Origin of the sequence: Chamaesiphon minutus PCC 6605 (assembly GCF_000317145.1) — a bacterium.
In the GTDB taxonomy this organism is placed as follows: domain Bacteria; phylum Cyanobacteriota; class Cyanobacteriia; order Cyanobacteriales; family Chamaesiphonaceae; genus Chamaesiphon; species Chamaesiphon minutus.
Map to the genome: position 1 here is coordinate 4,982,059 of NC_019697.1, position 13,638 is coordinate 4,995,696.

Below are 13,638 nucleotides of genomic sequence, written 5' to 3' on the forward strand. Positions count from 1 at the left end.
TACAAAAATTCTTGACTCTTTATATTAGACTAACCAGTTACATTAGATCTGCTCGCTGCGAAGCGAGCTGCCCAGCAGACTCTAAGGGGTGCAAATAAACGGTTCGACTGTCACTCCTGAAGGTTGATGCTGACATCGCAATTATAGGCTAGACGACGCTGGTCAACTGTAATATCTTTGCATCGATCGGCTCGATCGCTACTCTTCAATTAATAGCCAGCGTCAGATTCGATCGCTACCGACGCATTAGCCCATCTGGCAAGTAAAAAATTATAGACAATAACGGTCTCCTCCTGTAGAATAGGAGATTGTGGTCTAAAACTTCTAGCTCTTTAGAGCTAAGATTGCGGTAAATCGGCTGAGATAGATACTAGGTGGCTTGCTGCCCGAGTCTTCACCAGCAAATAACACGATTTCCGATCGATACCTTGTCCTTCCAAATGAGTGCAAACTTATCGCATCTAACGTAGCGATCGATAGATGCGCGCGATCGCCCGCTCGATTGATGCCAACGTTGGCTGGATTGATAATATAAGTCAAACCCACAGATGGACGCGCCTGCCGGTGGAAGTCCATCAAAATCCTGATGTCTCAAATATAAGGAAGACTAATTAACCGTGTCTATCGGTATTCTCGGCACCAAACTCGGCATGACCCAAATTTTCGACAAAGAGACAGGGAGAGCAATTCCTGTCACCGTCGTTCAAGCAGGCCCATGCACCGTTACACAGATCAAAACTAAAGCCACTGATGGATATGGCTCCGTCCAGATTGGTTTTGATGAAGTCAAAGAAAAAGCATTAAACAGACCAGAACTAGGTCACCTCAAAAAATCTGAGGCTCCACCACTGCGTCACTTGCAAGAATTTCGGGTCGATAACCCCGACAATTGGACGCTCGGTCAAGAAATCAAGCCAGATATCTTTACTGTCGGTCAAATTATCGACGTCACAGGTAACAGTATCGGTAAAGGTTTTGCAGGTTGGCAAAAACGTTGGAACTTCGCCCGTGGGCCGATGTCTCACGGTTCCAAAAATCACCGCGAACCTGGTTCGACTGGTGCTGGTACCACTCCCGGTCGCGTCTACCCTGGTAAAAAGATGGCAGGACGACTAGGTGGCAAACGGATTACGATCAAGAAATTGGTAGTAGTCCAAATCGATGTCGAGCGGAACGTCTTACTGATCGAAGGTTCCGTTCCTGGCAAACCCGGCGCGCTACTGCGGATTGTGCCTGAAGTCAAAGTAGGTAAATAATCTAAGTAAGTAGAATCGGGAGATAAAAAATAGTTATGGCTAATTGCGTCATCCGCAACTGGCAAGGCGAGGAAGCTGGCTCCGCCACCCTCGAATTGGCTGTTGCTAAAGAAGAAAATGCTTCTCACATCGTTCACCGCGCACTAATTCGGCAGACAAACAACGCTCGTCAAGGTACTGCTAGTGCCAAGACTCGCGCCGAAGTCCGAGGCGGCGGTCGCAAACCCTGGAAACAAAAAGGCACCGGACGCGCGCGTGCGGGTTCGATCCGTTCGCCACTCTGGCGGGGTGGTGGGGTAATTTTTGGACCAAAGCCCAAAGATTACAACATGAAAATGAACCGCAAAGAGCGACGGTTGGCCTTGCGGACTGCGCTGATGGGTCGGATTGAAGATATTATCGTCGTCCAGGATTTTGCGGCTAATTTAGCTCAACCCAAAACCAAAGAGTTCGTCCAAGCGATGACTCGGTGGGGTGTAGAACCTGACGGTAAAGTATTGGTGATCGTTGCTGAAGTTGATGACAATACCTTGTTGTCAGTACGGAATATTGCCAATGTTAAAATGATTTCGGCTTCGGGACTCAACGTTTTCGATCTCCTGAATGCAGACCAGATTGTCGCTACTGCTGAAGCGATCGCTAAAATCCAGGAGGTTTACAATGACGATTAGAGTTGCTGACCGCGATTTACCAGATTTAATTCGGAATGTAATTGTGACTGAGAAAGCCACAATTATGATGGAACAAAACAAATACGTTTTTGACGTAGTTCCTCAGGCCACTAAGCCCCAAATCAAAGCCGCGATCGAGTCCTTATTTGAGGTCAAAGTCAAACGCGTAGATACCCAAAATTTACCTCGCAAAACTCGCCGCGTCGGTAAATTTCTCGGTGCCAAACCCAAATACAAACGGGCAATTGTCACGATCGTCGAAGGTCAAGAGATCGTTCTCTTCCCTGAAGTTTAACGAAGGAACAGACATTAAACCGTAATTTGTAAGTTGCGTAGAGCGAAGCGAAACCCAACATTCCTATCGCGTTGGGTTTCTTTACCCGCTCCCTGCCTCCAGCCTAATCCCTAACACCTAACACCTAATTATGGGAACCCGTTCTTATCGGCCATATACGCCCAGTACTCGCGAAACCGTAATTTCAGACTTTGCTGAAATTACTGCGAGTTCGCCGGAAAAATCACTTGTCTACAATAAGCACCGCGCTAAAGGGCGCAACAATCGCGGTGTCATTACTAGTCGCCGTCGCGGTGGCGGTCACAAACGTCTCTATCGTCAGATCGACTTCCGTCGTCAAGACAAAATCAATATCCCCGCACGGGTCGCGACGATCGAATACGATCCTAACCGCAACGCGCGGATTGCCCTCCTGTTTTACAAAGACGGCGAAAAACGGTACATCCTGCATCCGATTGGTTTAGAAGTCGGTACCGAAATCATCACAGGGCCAGAGTCGCCATTTGAAATTGGTAATGCTCTACCTCTAATTAACATCCCGCTAGGTACGACAGTACATAGTGTCGAGCTTACTGCTGGTAAAGGTGCTCAAATCGCTCGTTCTGCTGGTGCAGCAGCGCAACTAGTAGCTAAAGAAGGCGACTATGTAACTCTGAAAATGCCTTCTGGAGAAGTTCGGATGGTACGCAAAGAATGCTACGCCACCATCGGTCAAGTTGGTAACACTGAAGCACGGAACATGAGTGCGGGTAAAGCCGGACGCAACCGTTGGAAAGGTCGCCGTCCGAAGGTCAGAGGTAGCGTCATGAACCCTGTCGATCACCCACATGGTGGTGGTGAGGGTCGCGCGCCCATCGGTCGTTCCGGCCCAGTTACGCCTTGGGGTAAACCCACTCTGGGCTACAAAACTCGTAAGAAGAAGAAGGCTAGCAGCGAACTCATTATCCGCCGTCGCCGTAAATCCTCGAAACGTGGTAAAGGCGGTCGTCAGAATTAGGGGATAGGGAATAGTTCGCAGTTAAGAGTCATTAGAAAAATACTCCATCCTTAAACTATTTTTTATTCTCTATTCCCACCCCTAGACACTAATTTGGATGGCACACAGTGCCTACCTCCCCAGGGATAAGTATTAACCCTATCCCCTATCCCCTACCCCCTATCCCCTACTCACTATGGGTCGTTCTCTCAAAAAAGGTCCTTTTGTCGCAGATCATCTGATGACAAAGGTAGAAAAAATGAATGCATCTGGTCGTAAAGATGTCATCAAAACTTGGTCGCGGGCTTCCACGATCTTGCCCCAAATGGTCGGCCACACGATCGCGGTACACAACGGTCGTCAACACGTACCTGTCTTTGTTTCCGATCAAATGGTCGGTCACAAATTAGGTGAATTTGCACCCACGCGGAACTACCGTTCCCACTCGAAGGGAGACAAAAAATCCGGCAGATAATTCAAAGCTGATTTGAATTTTAAACTCTGGATTCAAGAGGAAAAATTATGGCGATCGATAACAAAACAGAAATTAAAGCAGTTGCGAAATACATTCGCATGTCTCCCTTTAAAGTGCGCCGCGTACTAGACCAAATTCGGGGACGTTCTTACCGCGAAGCCTTGATTATTCTCGAATTCATGCCTTATAAAGCATGTGAAGAGATTATCAAAGTCTTGAGATCGGCTGTAGCTAATGCCGAGCATAACAATGGGATGAATCCAGCCAAGTTAGTAGTTTCTACTGCCTTTGCCGACGGTGGCCCCGCACTCAAACGCTTCCGCCCCAGAGCGCAAGGTCGCGCTTACAAAATCCGCAAACCGACATGTCACATCACCGTGGCAGTGGCGGAAATGAACTAGGGAGCATAATAGAAATAACATGGGACAGAAGATTCATCCAGTTGGCTTTAGACTCGGCATCACGCAAGAACACCGCTCGCGGTGGTATGCAGATACCCGTAAATACTCTGAAGTTCTGCAAGAAGACTACATCATTCGCCAGCACATCGAAAAAGATGCCACCCTAGCCACTGCTGGGATTTCTAAGGTGCGGATCGAGCGTAAAGCCGACCAAATCGAACTCGAAATCCACACAGCTCGCCCTGGTGTCGTCGTCGGTCGTCAAGGCAGTGGCATCGAAGTCATCCGTCAAGCATTACTCAAAAAACTCGGTACCGATCGTCAGATTCGGATTAACGTAATTGAGATTGCCAAAGTTGACGCTGATGCCGCTCTAATTGCCGAATTTATCGCGCAACAACTCTCGCGCCGCGTTTCCTTCCGTCGCGTCGTCCGTCAGGCGATTCAACGAGCACAACGCGCCGAAGTTAAAGGGATCAAAATTCAGGTCGGCGGACGCCTCAATGGAGCTGAAATCGCACGGACCGAACAAGCTCGTGAAGGTAGCGTACCTTTGCACACCTTACGTGCCGATATCGACTATGCTTCCAAAACCGCAGATACCACCTATGGCATCATCGGCGTAAAAGTTTGGGTCTTTAAGGGCGAAATTATCCCCGGACAGGAAAATCTAGAAGTACCTAGTGCTGCTCAACCCAAGCGTCGGCAACAGCAACAACGCCGTCGCCAGCAGTTTGAAGACCGCTCAGATGAAGGATAGGAATTGAAAAATGTTAAGTCCTAGAAGAACGAAATTCCGCAAACAACAACGCGGACGCATGACTGGTTTAGCAACCAGAGGAAATGAAATCGCTTTCGGTCAATTTGGATTACAAGCGATCGAACCATCCTGGATCACCTCCCGCCAGATCGAAGCCTGTCGGCGAGCCATGAACCGCTATCTCAAACGTGGTGGTAAAATCTGGATTCGGATTTTCCCCGATAAGCCTGTAACCATGCGCCCAGCAGAAACCCGGATGGGTTCTGGTAAAGGTTCTCCCGAATTTTGGGTAGCAGTTGTCAAGCCCGGTCGAATTTTATTCGAGATTGGTGGCGTCCCCGAAGAAACCGCACGGGAATCGATGCGTCTGGCGATGCACAAGCTACCGATTAAGGTCAAATTCATTGTTAAATCACATTTAGAAGACGAGACGGATTAGTATGGCTCTGCCCAAAATTGCCGATGCAATCGCTCTAACCGATGAAGAACTAGCCGCCGAGATTATCGCTGTCAAACGCACTCTGTTCGACCTGCGCCTCCGCCAAGCTACCCGTCGCTTAGAAAAAACCCACGAATTCAAACATAACCGCCACAAACTAGCGCAGTTATTGACCGTGGAACACCAACGTAAAACCGCCAAGGTTTAGTCCAGTCAACATATAACAGCCACAGGTAATCAACACATAATGGCAGTCAAAGAAAGAGTTGGCATCGTTGTCAGCACCAAAATGCAAAAAACCGCAGTGGTATCGGTCGAAAACCGTTCCGCTCATGGCAAGTACGGAAAAGTAGTCGTCAGAACTAAAAAATACAAAGTTCATGACGAAGAAAACCAGTGTAAAGACGGAGACAGAGTGCGGATTACCGAAACCCGTCCCTTAAGCCGCACAAAACGCTGGACACTAGCGGAAATCCTCAGTACCAAAGCCTAATTTAGTAGGGATAGGGGATAGGGAATAGGGAATAGTTATCGATCTCATCAATAACTCCCAACGCCCTGTCTTGTCTCTCTAAACCGTCGGGAAACCCGACGAGCGAGAGACGCAACTCCCGATTCCTAACTTCATACCCTCTAAAATCATCATGATCCAACAAGAAAGTTATTTAACCGTTGCGGATAATAGCGGTGCCCGTAAAATTATGTGCATTCGCGTCCTAGGCGCGGGTAATCGTACCTACGGCGGTGTCGGCGACACAATTATCGCCGTCGTTAAAGATGCCACTCCTAACATGGCAGTCAAAAAATCTGAAGTAGTTCGCGCCGTGATCGTGCGTACCAAACATACCATGCGCCGTGAAAGCGGTATGAGTATCCGGTTTGACGATAATGCTGCCGTCTTAGTTAACGCTGAAGGCAATCCCAGAGGCACTCGCGTTTTCGGCCCTGTCGCTCGCGAACTCCGCGACAAGAGCTTCACCAAAATCGTTTCCCTGGCTCCAGAGGTACTCTAAAAATGGCAAAACAGAAACCCAAAGTTAAGCATCGGATGCACGTCAAAAAGGGCGATACCGTTCAAGTTATCTCTGGCAGTGACAAAGGTAAAATTGGCGAAATCCTCAAATCCATCCCCGAACTGAGCAAGGTGATCGTTAAAGGTGTAAGCATTCGCACCAAGCACATCAAACCCGCTCAAGAAGGTGAATCTGGTCGAATCGAGACCGCTGAATCGCCCATTCACAGCTCCAAAGTTATGCTCTACTCGACCAAGCAAAACGTAGCGAGTCGGATCGGTTATACCGTAAATGCTGAAGGCAAAAAGGTCCGGATCTTAAAGAAAACTGGCGAAATTATCGACTAGTTAATTGTCACTTCTTATTTTATCGACGATCGATCGTCGCAGATTATTCTCCTGACCAAGCCCAGGAACCTAAATAAACCAATATCATGGCGCAACAACTTAAAACTAAGTATCAACAGGAAATTACACCCAAGCTGATGGAGCAATTTGGCTACACCAATCTGCTCCAAGTGCCCAAGGTGATTAAAGTTACCGTCAATCGGGGTTTAGGCGAAGCAGCGACTAATGCTAAAGCTCTCGAATCTTCGATCGCCGAAATTGCCAAAATTACTGGACAAAAACCCGTCGTTACTCGTGCTAAAAAAGCGATCGCGGGTTTTAAAATTCGTGCTGGGATGCCCGTCGGCGTAATGGTAACCCTACGCGGCGATCGGATGTACGCCTTCCTCGACAGATTTATCAACCTGACCCTACCCCGAATTCGGGACTTCCGAGGCATCAGTCCCAAAAGCTTTGACGGTCGTGGCAACTACAGTATCGGGATTCGCGAACAACTGATCTTCCCCGAAATCGAGTACGACCAAATCGACCAAATTCGCGGGATGGATATCTCGATTATCACCACAGCCGATAACGACGAAGCCGGACGTGCTCTCTTAAAAGAAATGGGAATGCCCTTCCGCGCCAGTTAACCTCTCTAGGCACCAGCAGCAATCGTGGTATGGATCGATGGAGAGCAATAGCTATTCACTATTTTCACTATCCACTGCTTGGTGCGCTAAACCCTTGGGAAACCCGAGGAACGCGCATCCGCTATCCACTATTCACTATTCACTAATTTTCACCCTAAACAACAAATGGCGGCACACGATACCATCTCAGACATGTTGACTCGCATTCGGAATGCGAGCATCGTCAAACATCAAACCACCAACCTGCCAGCAACCAAACTCACTCGCAGCATTGCCACTGTCCTCAGACAAGAAGGCTATGTCGGTGAGTTTGAAGAAACAGGCGAAGGCATTGACAAAAAATTAGTTCTCACATTGAGATACAAAGGCAAAAATCGCCAACCGATTATCACCGCACTCCAACGCGTGAGTAAGCCCGGTCTGCGCGTCTACTCCAACCACAAAGACTTACCTAAAGTGCTCGGGGGCATCGGGATTGCCGTAATTTCTACTTCGAGTGGAATTATGACCGATCGCGAGGCTCGCAAACAAGGCTTGGGTGGCGAAGTTCTCTGTTACGTCTGGTAATAGAAGCGTAACCAGCAGTAAGTAAAAATCGCAGGTCGATTTTTCAGAAATTAGTAACTATATATGTGCTAAATCTTGCTCCCCTGGCTCAAATATTCATCTTTGCATACGCGTCCCGTATCGCAATTTCATTGACAAGGAGTAAATAATTAATATGTCTAGAATTGGTAAACGTCCAATTCCTTTACCAGCCAAAGTGACTGTCACTCTCGACGGTCAATCGGTTGTGGTTAAAGGCCCCAAAGGCGAACTTTCTCGCGTACTCCCATCCGGCGTAGTCGTCATGATGGAAGGTGACACCGTCGTGGTCAATCGGGCAAATGAATCCCGTCCCGCGCGCCAACAACATGGCTTGTGTCGAACTTTAGTCGCCAACATGGTCGAAGGTGTCTCCACTGGATTCCAGAAGAAACTCGAAATTCAAGGGGTCGGTTATCGGGCAGCGGTCGATGGTAGAATTCTGACTCTCAACGTTGGTTACAGTCTACCCGTTAAAATCGACCCACCCGCTGGAATTACGATCGAAGTTCCTAAAGAAAAAAATACTAGTGTCACCATCAGTGGCATTGACAAAGAATTAGTCGGCAATACTGCTGCCAAAATCCGCGATGTTCGCCCACCAGAAGTTTACAAAGGTAAGGGAATTCGCTACGAAGGTGAAGTTGTCCGCCGGAAAGCTGGTAAATCTGGGAAGAAATAGAACATAACATGAAATTAACTCGTAAAGAAGCAGTCCAACGCCGTCATCGCCGCGTTCGTAAGGGCGTCCAAGGTTCGACCGAGCGTCCTCGCTTGGCAATCTTTAGATCCTTGCAACATATCTACGCTCAAGTTATCGATGACACCGAGCAGCACACGTTAGTTGCCGCATCTAGCCTCGAACCAGAACTTAAATCTAAACTCAGCACTGGTGGTAATATCGAAGCAGCCACAGAAGTTGGTAAACTTATCGCCGAACGTGCCAAAGCTAAAGGAATCGAGCTAGTAGTATTCGATCGAGGTGGTAATCTCTATCATGGCCGCGTCCAAGCTCTAGCCGATGCCGCTCGTGAAGCTGGCTTGAATTTCTAACCTATAAATTCCAAATATCAGATTATGGCACAAGAACAACAAGAACGACGTGGTGGCGGTAGCGGCGAACAGCGTCGCGGCAGCGGCGGCAAGGGCGGCGGCGGTAAAGGCGGTGGTAAAGGTAAAAAGGAAGAAAAGGAAATTACATACCAAGAACGGGTAATTCAAATCCGTCGGGTTAGTAAAGTAGTCAAAGGCGGTAAAAAACTTAGCTTCCGCGCCATTGTCGTCATCGGCAATGAGAAAGGCGAAGTTGGTGTTGGCGTCGGTAAAGCCAGCGACGTGATCGGTGCAGTCCGTAAAGGCGTAGCCGATGGTAAAAAACACCTAATTACCATTCCTTTAACTAAATCTAATACCATTCCTCACCCGATCGTCGGTGGTGGCGGCGGTGCTAATGTGATGATGCGCCCAGCCGCTCCTGGTACTGGGGTAATTGCAGGTGGAGCCGTCCGCACTGTCCTAGAACTCGCAGGTGTCAAAAACATCCTCGCCAAACAACTCGGTTCTGGCAACCCCTTAAACAATGCCCGCGCGGCAGTCAACGCTCTCAAAACTCTTCGCAGCTTCAACCAAGTCGCTGAAGATCGCGGTGTCACCGTTGCCGACTTATTCGCATAATAGGTGTTAGGCTTTAGGCTTTAGGTTTTAGGGTCGGGCGATTTGATTAGTTGCAGACTGTCGGGTGAATTTAACAACTGTGAAACCCAATATCTGTAACAACCCAATCGATGACGCAACTAAAATTTATCTCCTAAAGCCTAAAGCCTAAAACCTAAAGCCTAAAGCCTAATTACTAACATGAGATTAATCGATCTAAAACCCAAATCGGGTTCCAAACATCGCAAACGCCGTGTCGGACGCGGTATCGCTGCCGGACAAGGTGCCAGCGGCGGTTTCGGGATGCGGGGTCAAAAATCCCGTTCCGGTAGTCCCACCCGTCCTGGATTTGAAGGCGGTCAAATGCCTTTGTATCGTCGGTTGCCTAAATTAAAACATTTCCCGCTGATTAATCAGAAGGAATATACCGTAATTAACGTGCGCCGACTATCAGAATTGCCTGCTAATAGTGAGGTGACTTTAGAATCATTAATGGCAGCAGGAATTGTCACTACCAATGATGGCCCCTTGAAACTATTGGGCGATGGCGAACTAACCGTCGCGCTCAATTGTAAAGCCGCAGCTTTTACAACTGGAGCGCGGACTAAAATTGAAGCCGCTGGTGGCAGTTGCGAAATTGTCTAAGGTTTTCATCTGAACCAAAAAATTAGATGGACTCCAGCATTGCCGTTCGACCATTGGCGATGCTGGGTTCTTTTTTTATCCCCAGAATTAACTGGAAAAATGTATACTGAAGTTCATAATGGTAACAGTTCTTTATATTTGAGCTTTGAAATTACATAAATTTGCTGAGGTATGTTAAATGGACGCAAGTAGAGAAAAGGCACCATCTGCCCAAGAGACATTCGTGCAGATGGCGCAAGCAGCAGGTTTGAGAGGTCGAATTTTAGTGACCCTTGGATTGCTGATTTTGGCGCGGTTCGGCACATTCGTTCCGATCCCGGGGATCGATCGAGTAGCCTTTGCCGAAAGTATTAAAAATAGCCCGACAATCGGCTTTTTAGATATTTTCTCAGGGGGCGCATTTTCCACAGTTGGAGTTTTTGCATTAGGCATCATTCCCTATATTAATGCCTCGATTATTATCCAGTTACTAACAACTGCTTTACCCGCGCTAGAAAAACTTCAGAAAGAAGAAGGTGAAGCCGGAAGACGCAAGATTTCCCAAATCACTCGTTATGTCGCCGTCGGTTGGGGAATTGCCTATAGTATCGGAATTGCTCTGTGGCTGCAAAAGTATGCTCTACCAGGACATCAAACTACCTTCTTCGTAGTCAGTACGGTGATGGCTCTGACGGCTGGTTCGATGTTTGTCATGTGGATTTCAGAACTAATTACCGAACGTGGGATCGGTAATGGTGCTTCACTACTGATTTTCCTCAATATTGTGGCTGTATTACCCAAATCCTTGGGCGATACGATCGATCTAGCTCAGAGTGGCGATAGCTCAATTTTGACGCGGACGGTTGCACTTTTGGCAGTCTTTATTTTGATGACAGTAGGCATCGTATTCGTCCAAGAGGGTACTCGCCGGATTCCAATTATCTCTGCTCGTCGTCAAGTCGGACGTAGAATCCAACGCGAACGTACCAGCTATCTACCACTGCGACTCAATCAGGGTGGGGTAATGCCAATTATTTTTGCATCCTCAGTTCTAGTCTTGCCTAGTGCGCTAGCATCCTTTGCCGGTAAAAATGTCGGTGCAGATGGTAATCTCGATGCCATCAGCCAAGCCGTAATTAATGCGGCTAATTTCCTTGCACCAGGAACGCCAGCACATGTGGCATTTTATGTGGTCTTGATTGTCTTTTTTAGCTATTTCTACAGTTCGCTAGTCGTGAACCCTGTCGATATGGCCCAAAACCTGAAGAAAATGGGTGCCAGTATTCCTGGTATTCGTCCTGGGGTAGCTACGAGCAAATATATTGAAGGGATTCTCGCTCGCCTGACACTACTCGGCGCAATCTTTTTGGGAATTGTTGCTACCGTACCGACTGCGATCGAAAGTGCGCTCGGCGTCAGTACCTTCCGAGGTTTCGGGGCCACATCCCTGTTGATTTTAGTCAGCGTCGCGATCGATACTGCCAAACAAGTCCAAACCCTCGTCATCTCTCAACGGTATGAAGGTATGATCGGCAAAGAATAGCAAACAGTGGATAGTGGATAGTGGATAGTGGATAGCGACCTACATACGCATTTCTTTCACTATTCACACCCCACTATTTACAAAAATACTATTCACTAATCACTATCCACTATTCACTTCCATGACTAGACTAATTTTTCTGGGTGCCCCCGGTGCGGGTAAAGGCACCCAAGCCCAGATCCTCGCTCGATCGTGCGGAATTGCCCATATTTCGACAGGCGATATCTTGCGCGCTGAAGTTAAAGCACAGACGGATTTAGGTGTTAAAGCTAAATCTTTTATGGATAAGGGCGAACTCGTACCCGATTCGCTGTTATTGGATATGATTCGCGGACGATTGAATCAAGATGATGCCAGTACGGGTTGGATCTTAGATGGTTTTCCGCGCAATGTGGCTCAAGCAGAATTTCTCGATCGATTGCTCGCTGACATTGGTCAAAGTTACGAACTGGCGATCGATCTGAGCGTACCGCAATCGGTATTAGTAACCCGATTACTCGATCGAGCTAAGATTCAAAATCGTCCCGATGACACCGAGGACGTCATTCGCAGGCGATTGGTAGTCTATGACGAGCAAACGGCACCACTGATCGATTTCTACCAGCGTAAAGGCGTTTTACGTAGCATTGATGGCGATCGTGATTTGGCCGCAGTTACTAGCGAGCTAGAGGCATTGGTGAAGTAGTGCGATCGTGGAAGGGTAATGGATTTTGGATTTTGCTGGTGCATGTGTTTCAGTCAAGACGGATTTTGGATTGAGAAGAAAATGCTCCTCGTCCCCCCGTCTCCTCGTCTCCCCGTCTCCCTGTTAAAATAAAACTAGAAGTTAAAAAATTAACTTGCTACTAAAACTTGTCCTAATTTGAGGTAAATATTAATTGTCTAAACAAGATTTGATTGAAATGGAGGGCACGGTCACAGAGTCCTTGCCTAATGCCATGTTTCGAGTCGATCTAGATAATGGGTTTAATGTTTTAGCCCACATCTCTGGTAAAATTCGTCGCAACTATATTAAAATTCTTCCTGGCGATCGAGTCAAGGTAGAACTGACCCCTTACGATCTGAGTAAAGGGCGGATTACCTACCGACTGCGTAATAAAAAATAGTTATATTTTCCGCCCCATCCCCTCAGTTTTAGTCCTTTCGCCATCTGGTGGATCGTCTCCAGCAAAATTGTCGTGCGATCGCTACTGACAATTATGTGAAAAATGTTATAATATTAAGCTTGCAGTGTTGACCAAATTGGCATGAAAGTCCGAGCGTCTGTCAAAAAAATTTGTGAAAAGTGCCGCGTCATTCGTCGGCGCGGTCGGGTCATGGTCATTTGTGCCAACCCGAAACATAAACAACGTCAAGGTTAGATGGCTAGTCCAAGTTGCTAGTTAGTCATTGATACCAAGCGTAGATTCGTAGATTAAATGGCGATCGAATGGAAACAATGGCATGGGCGAGTTGCATTAGTCCCAGGCCAAACCTTTTCAGTCCCTCGATCGTCCCTAGAGCAAAGTAAATTGGAGAAACAAGTGTGGCACGGATAGCAGGTGTAGACCTCCCCCGCGACAAACGCGTGGAGATAGGTCTGACATACATCTTTGGGATCGGTTTAACCCGAGCTAAAGAAGTATTAGCAAAGACGGGTGTAAATCCGGATACGCGCGTAAAAGATCTCTCAGAAGCTGATGTCGCTCTCCTGCGGGAGCGCGTCGAAGGCGACTATCAGATCGAAGGCGACTTACGCCGCTGGGAATCGATGAACATCAAGCGATTGATCGATATCGGCTCCTATCGGGGACGCAGACACCGCATGGGCTTGCCCGTTCGCGGTCAACGCACGCGTACCAATGCGCGGACTCGTCGCGGTCGTCGCGCTACCGTCGCTGGGAAGAAAAAAGCTCCCGGTAAGAAATAACATGGTTCGATGGTTGTGGCAACCTAGCAATAGCCAATTGGCGATTAGTAACTCCCGAT

The 13,638-nt window shown here is 47.8% G+C and carries 24 protein-coding genes; 23 read left to right on the top strand and 1 reads right to left on the bottom strand.

Features of this window, described 5'->3' with window-relative positions:
• Positions 1 to 324 precede the first annotated feature (324 nt).
• Complete coding sequence (locus CHA6605_RS22670) at positions 325 to 576, bottom strand: hypothetical protein (protein ID WP_015161712.1); 252 nt, start codon at positions 574 to 576, stop codon at positions 325 to 327.
• Between the two features lie 41 nt (positions 577 to 617).
• Here CHA6605_RS22670 and rplC point away from each other — a divergent pair, with 41 nt between their 5' ends.
• The 23 genes from rplC (at position 618) to rpsM (ending at position 13,579) form a co-directional block, all read left to right on the top strand.
• On the top strand, positions 618 to 1,256 hold the full coding sequence (rplC, locus tag CHA6605_RS22675) for a 50S ribosomal protein L3 (RefSeq protein WP_015161713.1): 639 nt from the start codon (positions 618 to 620) through the stop codon (positions 1,254 to 1,256).
• A 35-nt stretch (positions 1,257 to 1,291) separates the two neighbouring features.
• Positions 1,292 to 1,927 carry a 50S ribosomal protein L4 gene (rplD, locus tag CHA6605_RS22680; protein ID WP_015161714.1) on the top strand — a complete coding sequence of 212 codons (636 nt, stop codon included), beginning with the start codon at positions 1,292 to 1,294 and terminating at the stop codon, positions 1,925 to 1,927.
• The gene (locus tag CHA6605_RS22685) at positions 1,917 to 2,222 is read left to right on the top strand and encodes a 50S ribosomal protein L23 (protein WP_015161715.1); all 306 of its coding nucleotides are present in this window, start codon (positions 1,917 to 1,919) and stop codon (positions 2,220 to 2,222) included. Before rplD ends, CHA6605_RS22685 begins: the two co-directional genes overlap by 11 nt.
• Before the next feature lie 130 nt (positions 2,223 to 2,352).
• Positions 2,353 to 3,219 (top strand): 50S ribosomal protein L2, encoded by an 867-nt coding sequence (rplB, locus tag CHA6605_RS22690; protein WP_015161716.1) that lies wholly within the window; start codon positions 2,353 to 2,355, stop codon positions 3,217 to 3,219.
• A 175-nt stretch (positions 3,220 to 3,394) separates the two neighbouring features.
• Positions 3,395 to 3,673, top strand: coding sequence for a 30S ribosomal protein S19 (gene rpsS, locus CHA6605_RS22695; RefSeq protein ID WP_015161717.1), 279 nt, complete (start codon positions 3,395 to 3,397; stop codon positions 3,671 to 3,673).
• A 47-nt stretch (positions 3,674 to 3,720) separates the two neighbouring features.
• A complete protein-coding gene (gene rplV / locus CHA6605_RS22700) occupies positions 3,721 to 4,074 on the top strand; it encodes a 50S ribosomal protein L22 (RefSeq protein WP_015161718.1) in 354 nt (117 codons plus the stop codon).
• Between the two features lie 19 nt (positions 4,075 to 4,093).
• On the top strand, positions 4,094 to 4,834 hold the full coding sequence (gene rpsC, locus CHA6605_RS22705) for a 30S ribosomal protein S3 (protein ID WP_015161719.1): 741 nt from the start codon (positions 4,094 to 4,096) through the stop codon (positions 4,832 to 4,834).
• 10 nt (positions 4,835 to 4,844) lie between these two features.
• Positions 4,845 to 5,273, top strand: a complete 429-nt coding sequence (rplP, locus tag CHA6605_RS22710) for a 50S ribosomal protein L16 (protein ID WP_015161720.1) — start codon at positions 4,845 to 4,847, stop codon at positions 5,271 to 5,273.
• Between the two features lies 1 nt (position 5,274).
• The gene (gene rpmC / locus CHA6605_RS22715; protein ID WP_015161721.1) at positions 5,275 to 5,481 is read left to right on the top strand and encodes a 50S ribosomal protein L29; all 207 of its coding nucleotides are present in this window, start codon (positions 5,275 to 5,277) and stop codon (positions 5,479 to 5,481) included.
• Positions 5,482 to 5,520: 39 nt separating this feature from the next.
• On the top strand, positions 5,521 to 5,766 hold the full coding sequence (gene rpsQ / locus CHA6605_RS22720; RefSeq protein ID WP_015161722.1) for a 30S ribosomal protein S17: 246 nt from the start codon (positions 5,521 to 5,523) through the stop codon (positions 5,764 to 5,766).
• Positions 5,767 to 5,917: 151 nt separating this feature from the next.
• The gene (rplN, locus tag CHA6605_RS22725) at positions 5,918 to 6,286 is read left to right on the top strand and encodes a 50S ribosomal protein L14 (RefSeq protein ID WP_015161723.1); all 369 of its coding nucleotides are present in this window, start codon (positions 5,918 to 5,920) and stop codon (positions 6,284 to 6,286) included.
• A 2-nt stretch (positions 6,287 to 6,288) separates the two neighbouring features.
• Positions 6,289 to 6,633 (top strand): 50S ribosomal protein L24, encoded by a 345-nt coding sequence (gene rplX / locus CHA6605_RS22730; protein WP_015161724.1) that lies wholly within the window; start codon positions 6,289 to 6,291, stop codon positions 6,631 to 6,633.
• 86 nt (positions 6,634 to 6,719) lie between these two features.
• A complete protein-coding gene (rplE, locus tag CHA6605_RS22735) occupies positions 6,720 to 7,265 on the top strand; it encodes a 50S ribosomal protein L5 (RefSeq protein ID WP_015161725.1) in 546 nt (181 codons plus the stop codon).
• A gap of 165 nt (positions 7,266 to 7,430) precedes the next feature.
• On the top strand, positions 7,431 to 7,832 hold the full coding sequence (gene rpsH / locus CHA6605_RS22740) for a 30S ribosomal protein S8 (RefSeq protein ID WP_015161726.1): 402 nt from the start codon (positions 7,431 to 7,433) through the stop codon (positions 7,830 to 7,832).
• A 154-nt stretch (positions 7,833 to 7,986) separates the two neighbouring features.
• Positions 7,987 to 8,532: a 50S ribosomal protein L6 gene (gene rplF, locus CHA6605_RS22745; RefSeq protein WP_015161727.1), complete on the top strand. Its 546-nt coding sequence runs from the start codon at positions 7,987 to 7,989 to the stop codon at positions 8,530 to 8,532.
• An 8-nt stretch (positions 8,533 to 8,540) separates the two neighbouring features.
• Positions 8,541 to 8,903 carry a 50S ribosomal protein L18 gene (rplR, locus tag CHA6605_RS22750; RefSeq protein ID WP_015161728.1) on the top strand — a complete coding sequence of 121 codons (363 nt, stop codon included), beginning with the start codon at positions 8,541 to 8,543 and terminating at the stop codon, positions 8,901 to 8,903.
• Positions 8,904 to 8,927: 24 nt separating this feature from the next.
• A complete protein-coding gene (gene rpsE / locus CHA6605_RS22755; protein ID WP_015161729.1) occupies positions 8,928 to 9,524 on the top strand; it encodes a 30S ribosomal protein S5 in 597 nt (198 codons plus the stop codon).
• 180 nt (positions 9,525 to 9,704) lie between these two features.
• On the top strand, positions 9,705 to 10,148 hold the full coding sequence (rplO, locus tag CHA6605_RS22760; protein WP_015161730.1) for a 50S ribosomal protein L15: 444 nt from the start codon (positions 9,705 to 9,707) through the stop codon (positions 10,146 to 10,148).
• A gap of 178 nt (positions 10,149 to 10,326) precedes the next feature.
• Positions 10,327 to 11,670 carry a preprotein translocase subunit SecY gene (gene secY, locus CHA6605_RS22765; RefSeq protein ID WP_015161731.1) on the top strand — a complete coding sequence of 448 codons (1,344 nt, stop codon included), beginning with the start codon at positions 10,327 to 10,329 and terminating at the stop codon, positions 11,668 to 11,670.
• A 121-nt stretch (positions 11,671 to 11,791) separates the two neighbouring features.
• On the top strand, positions 11,792 to 12,355 hold the full coding sequence (locus tag CHA6605_RS22770; protein WP_015161732.1) for an adenylate kinase: 564 nt from the start codon (positions 11,792 to 11,794) through the stop codon (positions 12,353 to 12,355).
• A 193-nt stretch (positions 12,356 to 12,548) separates the two neighbouring features.
• A complete protein-coding gene (gene infA, locus CHA6605_RS22775; protein WP_041548398.1) occupies positions 12,549 to 12,776 on the top strand; it encodes a translation initiation factor IF-1 in 228 nt (75 codons plus the stop codon).
• A 141-nt stretch (positions 12,777 to 12,917) separates the two neighbouring features.
• Positions 12,918 to 13,031 carry a 50S ribosomal protein L36 gene (gene rpmJ / locus CHA6605_RS33160; protein WP_015161734.1) on the top strand — a complete coding sequence of 38 codons (114 nt, stop codon included), beginning with the start codon at positions 12,918 to 12,920 and terminating at the stop codon, positions 13,029 to 13,031.
• Between the two features lie 164 nt (positions 13,032 to 13,195).
• Entirely contained in the window at positions 13,196 to 13,579 is a 384-nt protein-coding gene (gene rpsM / locus CHA6605_RS22780; protein WP_015161735.1) for a 30S ribosomal protein S13, read from the top strand.
• Positions 13,580 to 13,638 lie beyond the last annotated feature (59 nt).

Coding starts and splice junctions, on each gene's coding strand:
- rplE (WP_015161725.1), top strand. CDS start 6,720: ATGGCGCAACAACTTAAAACTAAGTATCAACAGGAAATTACACCCAAG.
- rplN (WP_015161723.1), top strand. CDS start 5,918: ATGATCCAACAAGAAAGTTATTTAACCGTTGCGGATAATAGCGGTGCC.
- rplX (WP_015161724.1), top strand. CDS start 6,289: ATGGCAAAACAGAAACCCAAAGTTAAGCATCGGATGCACGTCAAAAAG.
- rpsQ (WP_015161722.1), top strand. CDS start 5,521: ATGGCAGTCAAAGAAAGAGTTGGCATCGTTGTCAGCACCAAAATGCAA.
- rpsC (WP_015161719.1), top strand. CDS start 4,094: ATGGGACAGAAGATTCATCCAGTTGGCTTTAGACTCGGCATCACGCAA.
- rpmJ (WP_015161734.1), top strand. CDS start 12,918: ATGAAAGTCCGAGCGTCTGTCAAAAAAATTTGTGAAAAGTGCCGCGTC.
- rplO (WP_015161730.1), top strand. CDS start 9,705: ATGAGATTAATCGATCTAAAACCCAAATCGGGTTCCAAACATCGCAAA.
- rpsE (WP_015161729.1), top strand. CDS start 8,928: ATGGCACAAGAACAACAAGAACGACGTGGTGGCGGTAGCGGCGAACAG.
- CHA6605_RS22670 (WP_015161712.1), bottom strand. CDS start 576: ATGGACTTCCACCGGCAGGCGCGTCCATCTGTGGGTTTGACTTATATT.
- rplV (WP_015161718.1), top strand. CDS start 3,721: ATGGCGATCGATAACAAAACAGAAATTAAAGCAGTTGCGAAATACATT.
- rpsH (WP_015161726.1), top strand. CDS start 7,431: ATGGCGGCACACGATACCATCTCAGACATGTTGACTCGCATTCGGAAT.
- rplR (WP_015161728.1), top strand. CDS start 8,541: ATGAAATTAACTCGTAAAGAAGCAGTCCAACGCCGTCATCGCCGCGTT.
- CHA6605_RS22770 (WP_015161732.1), top strand. CDS start 11,792: ATGACTAGACTAATTTTTCTGGGTGCCCCCGGTGCGGGTAAAGGCACC.
- rpsS (WP_015161717.1), top strand. CDS start 3,395: ATGGGTCGTTCTCTCAAAAAAGGTCCTTTTGTCGCAGATCATCTGATG.
- rpmC (WP_015161721.1), top strand. CDS start 5,275: ATGGCTCTGCCCAAAATTGCCGATGCAATCGCTCTAACCGATGAAGAA.
- rplF (WP_015161727.1), top strand. CDS start 7,987: ATGTCTAGAATTGGTAAACGTCCAATTCCTTTACCAGCCAAAGTGACT.
- rplB (WP_015161716.1), top strand. CDS start 2,353: ATGGGAACCCGTTCTTATCGGCCATATACGCCCAGTACTCGCGAAACC.
- rplP (WP_015161720.1), top strand. CDS start 4,845: ATGTTAAGTCCTAGAAGAACGAAATTCCGCAAACAACAACGCGGACGC.
- secY (WP_015161731.1), top strand. CDS start 10,327: ATGGACGCAAGTAGAGAAAAGGCACCATCTGCCCAAGAGACATTCGTG.
- rplD (WP_015161714.1), top strand. CDS start 1,292: ATGGCTAATTGCGTCATCCGCAACTGGCAAGGCGAGGAAGCTGGCTCC.
- CHA6605_RS22685 (WP_015161715.1), top strand. CDS start 1,917: ATGACGATTAGAGTTGCTGACCGCGATTTACCAGATTTAATTCGGAAT.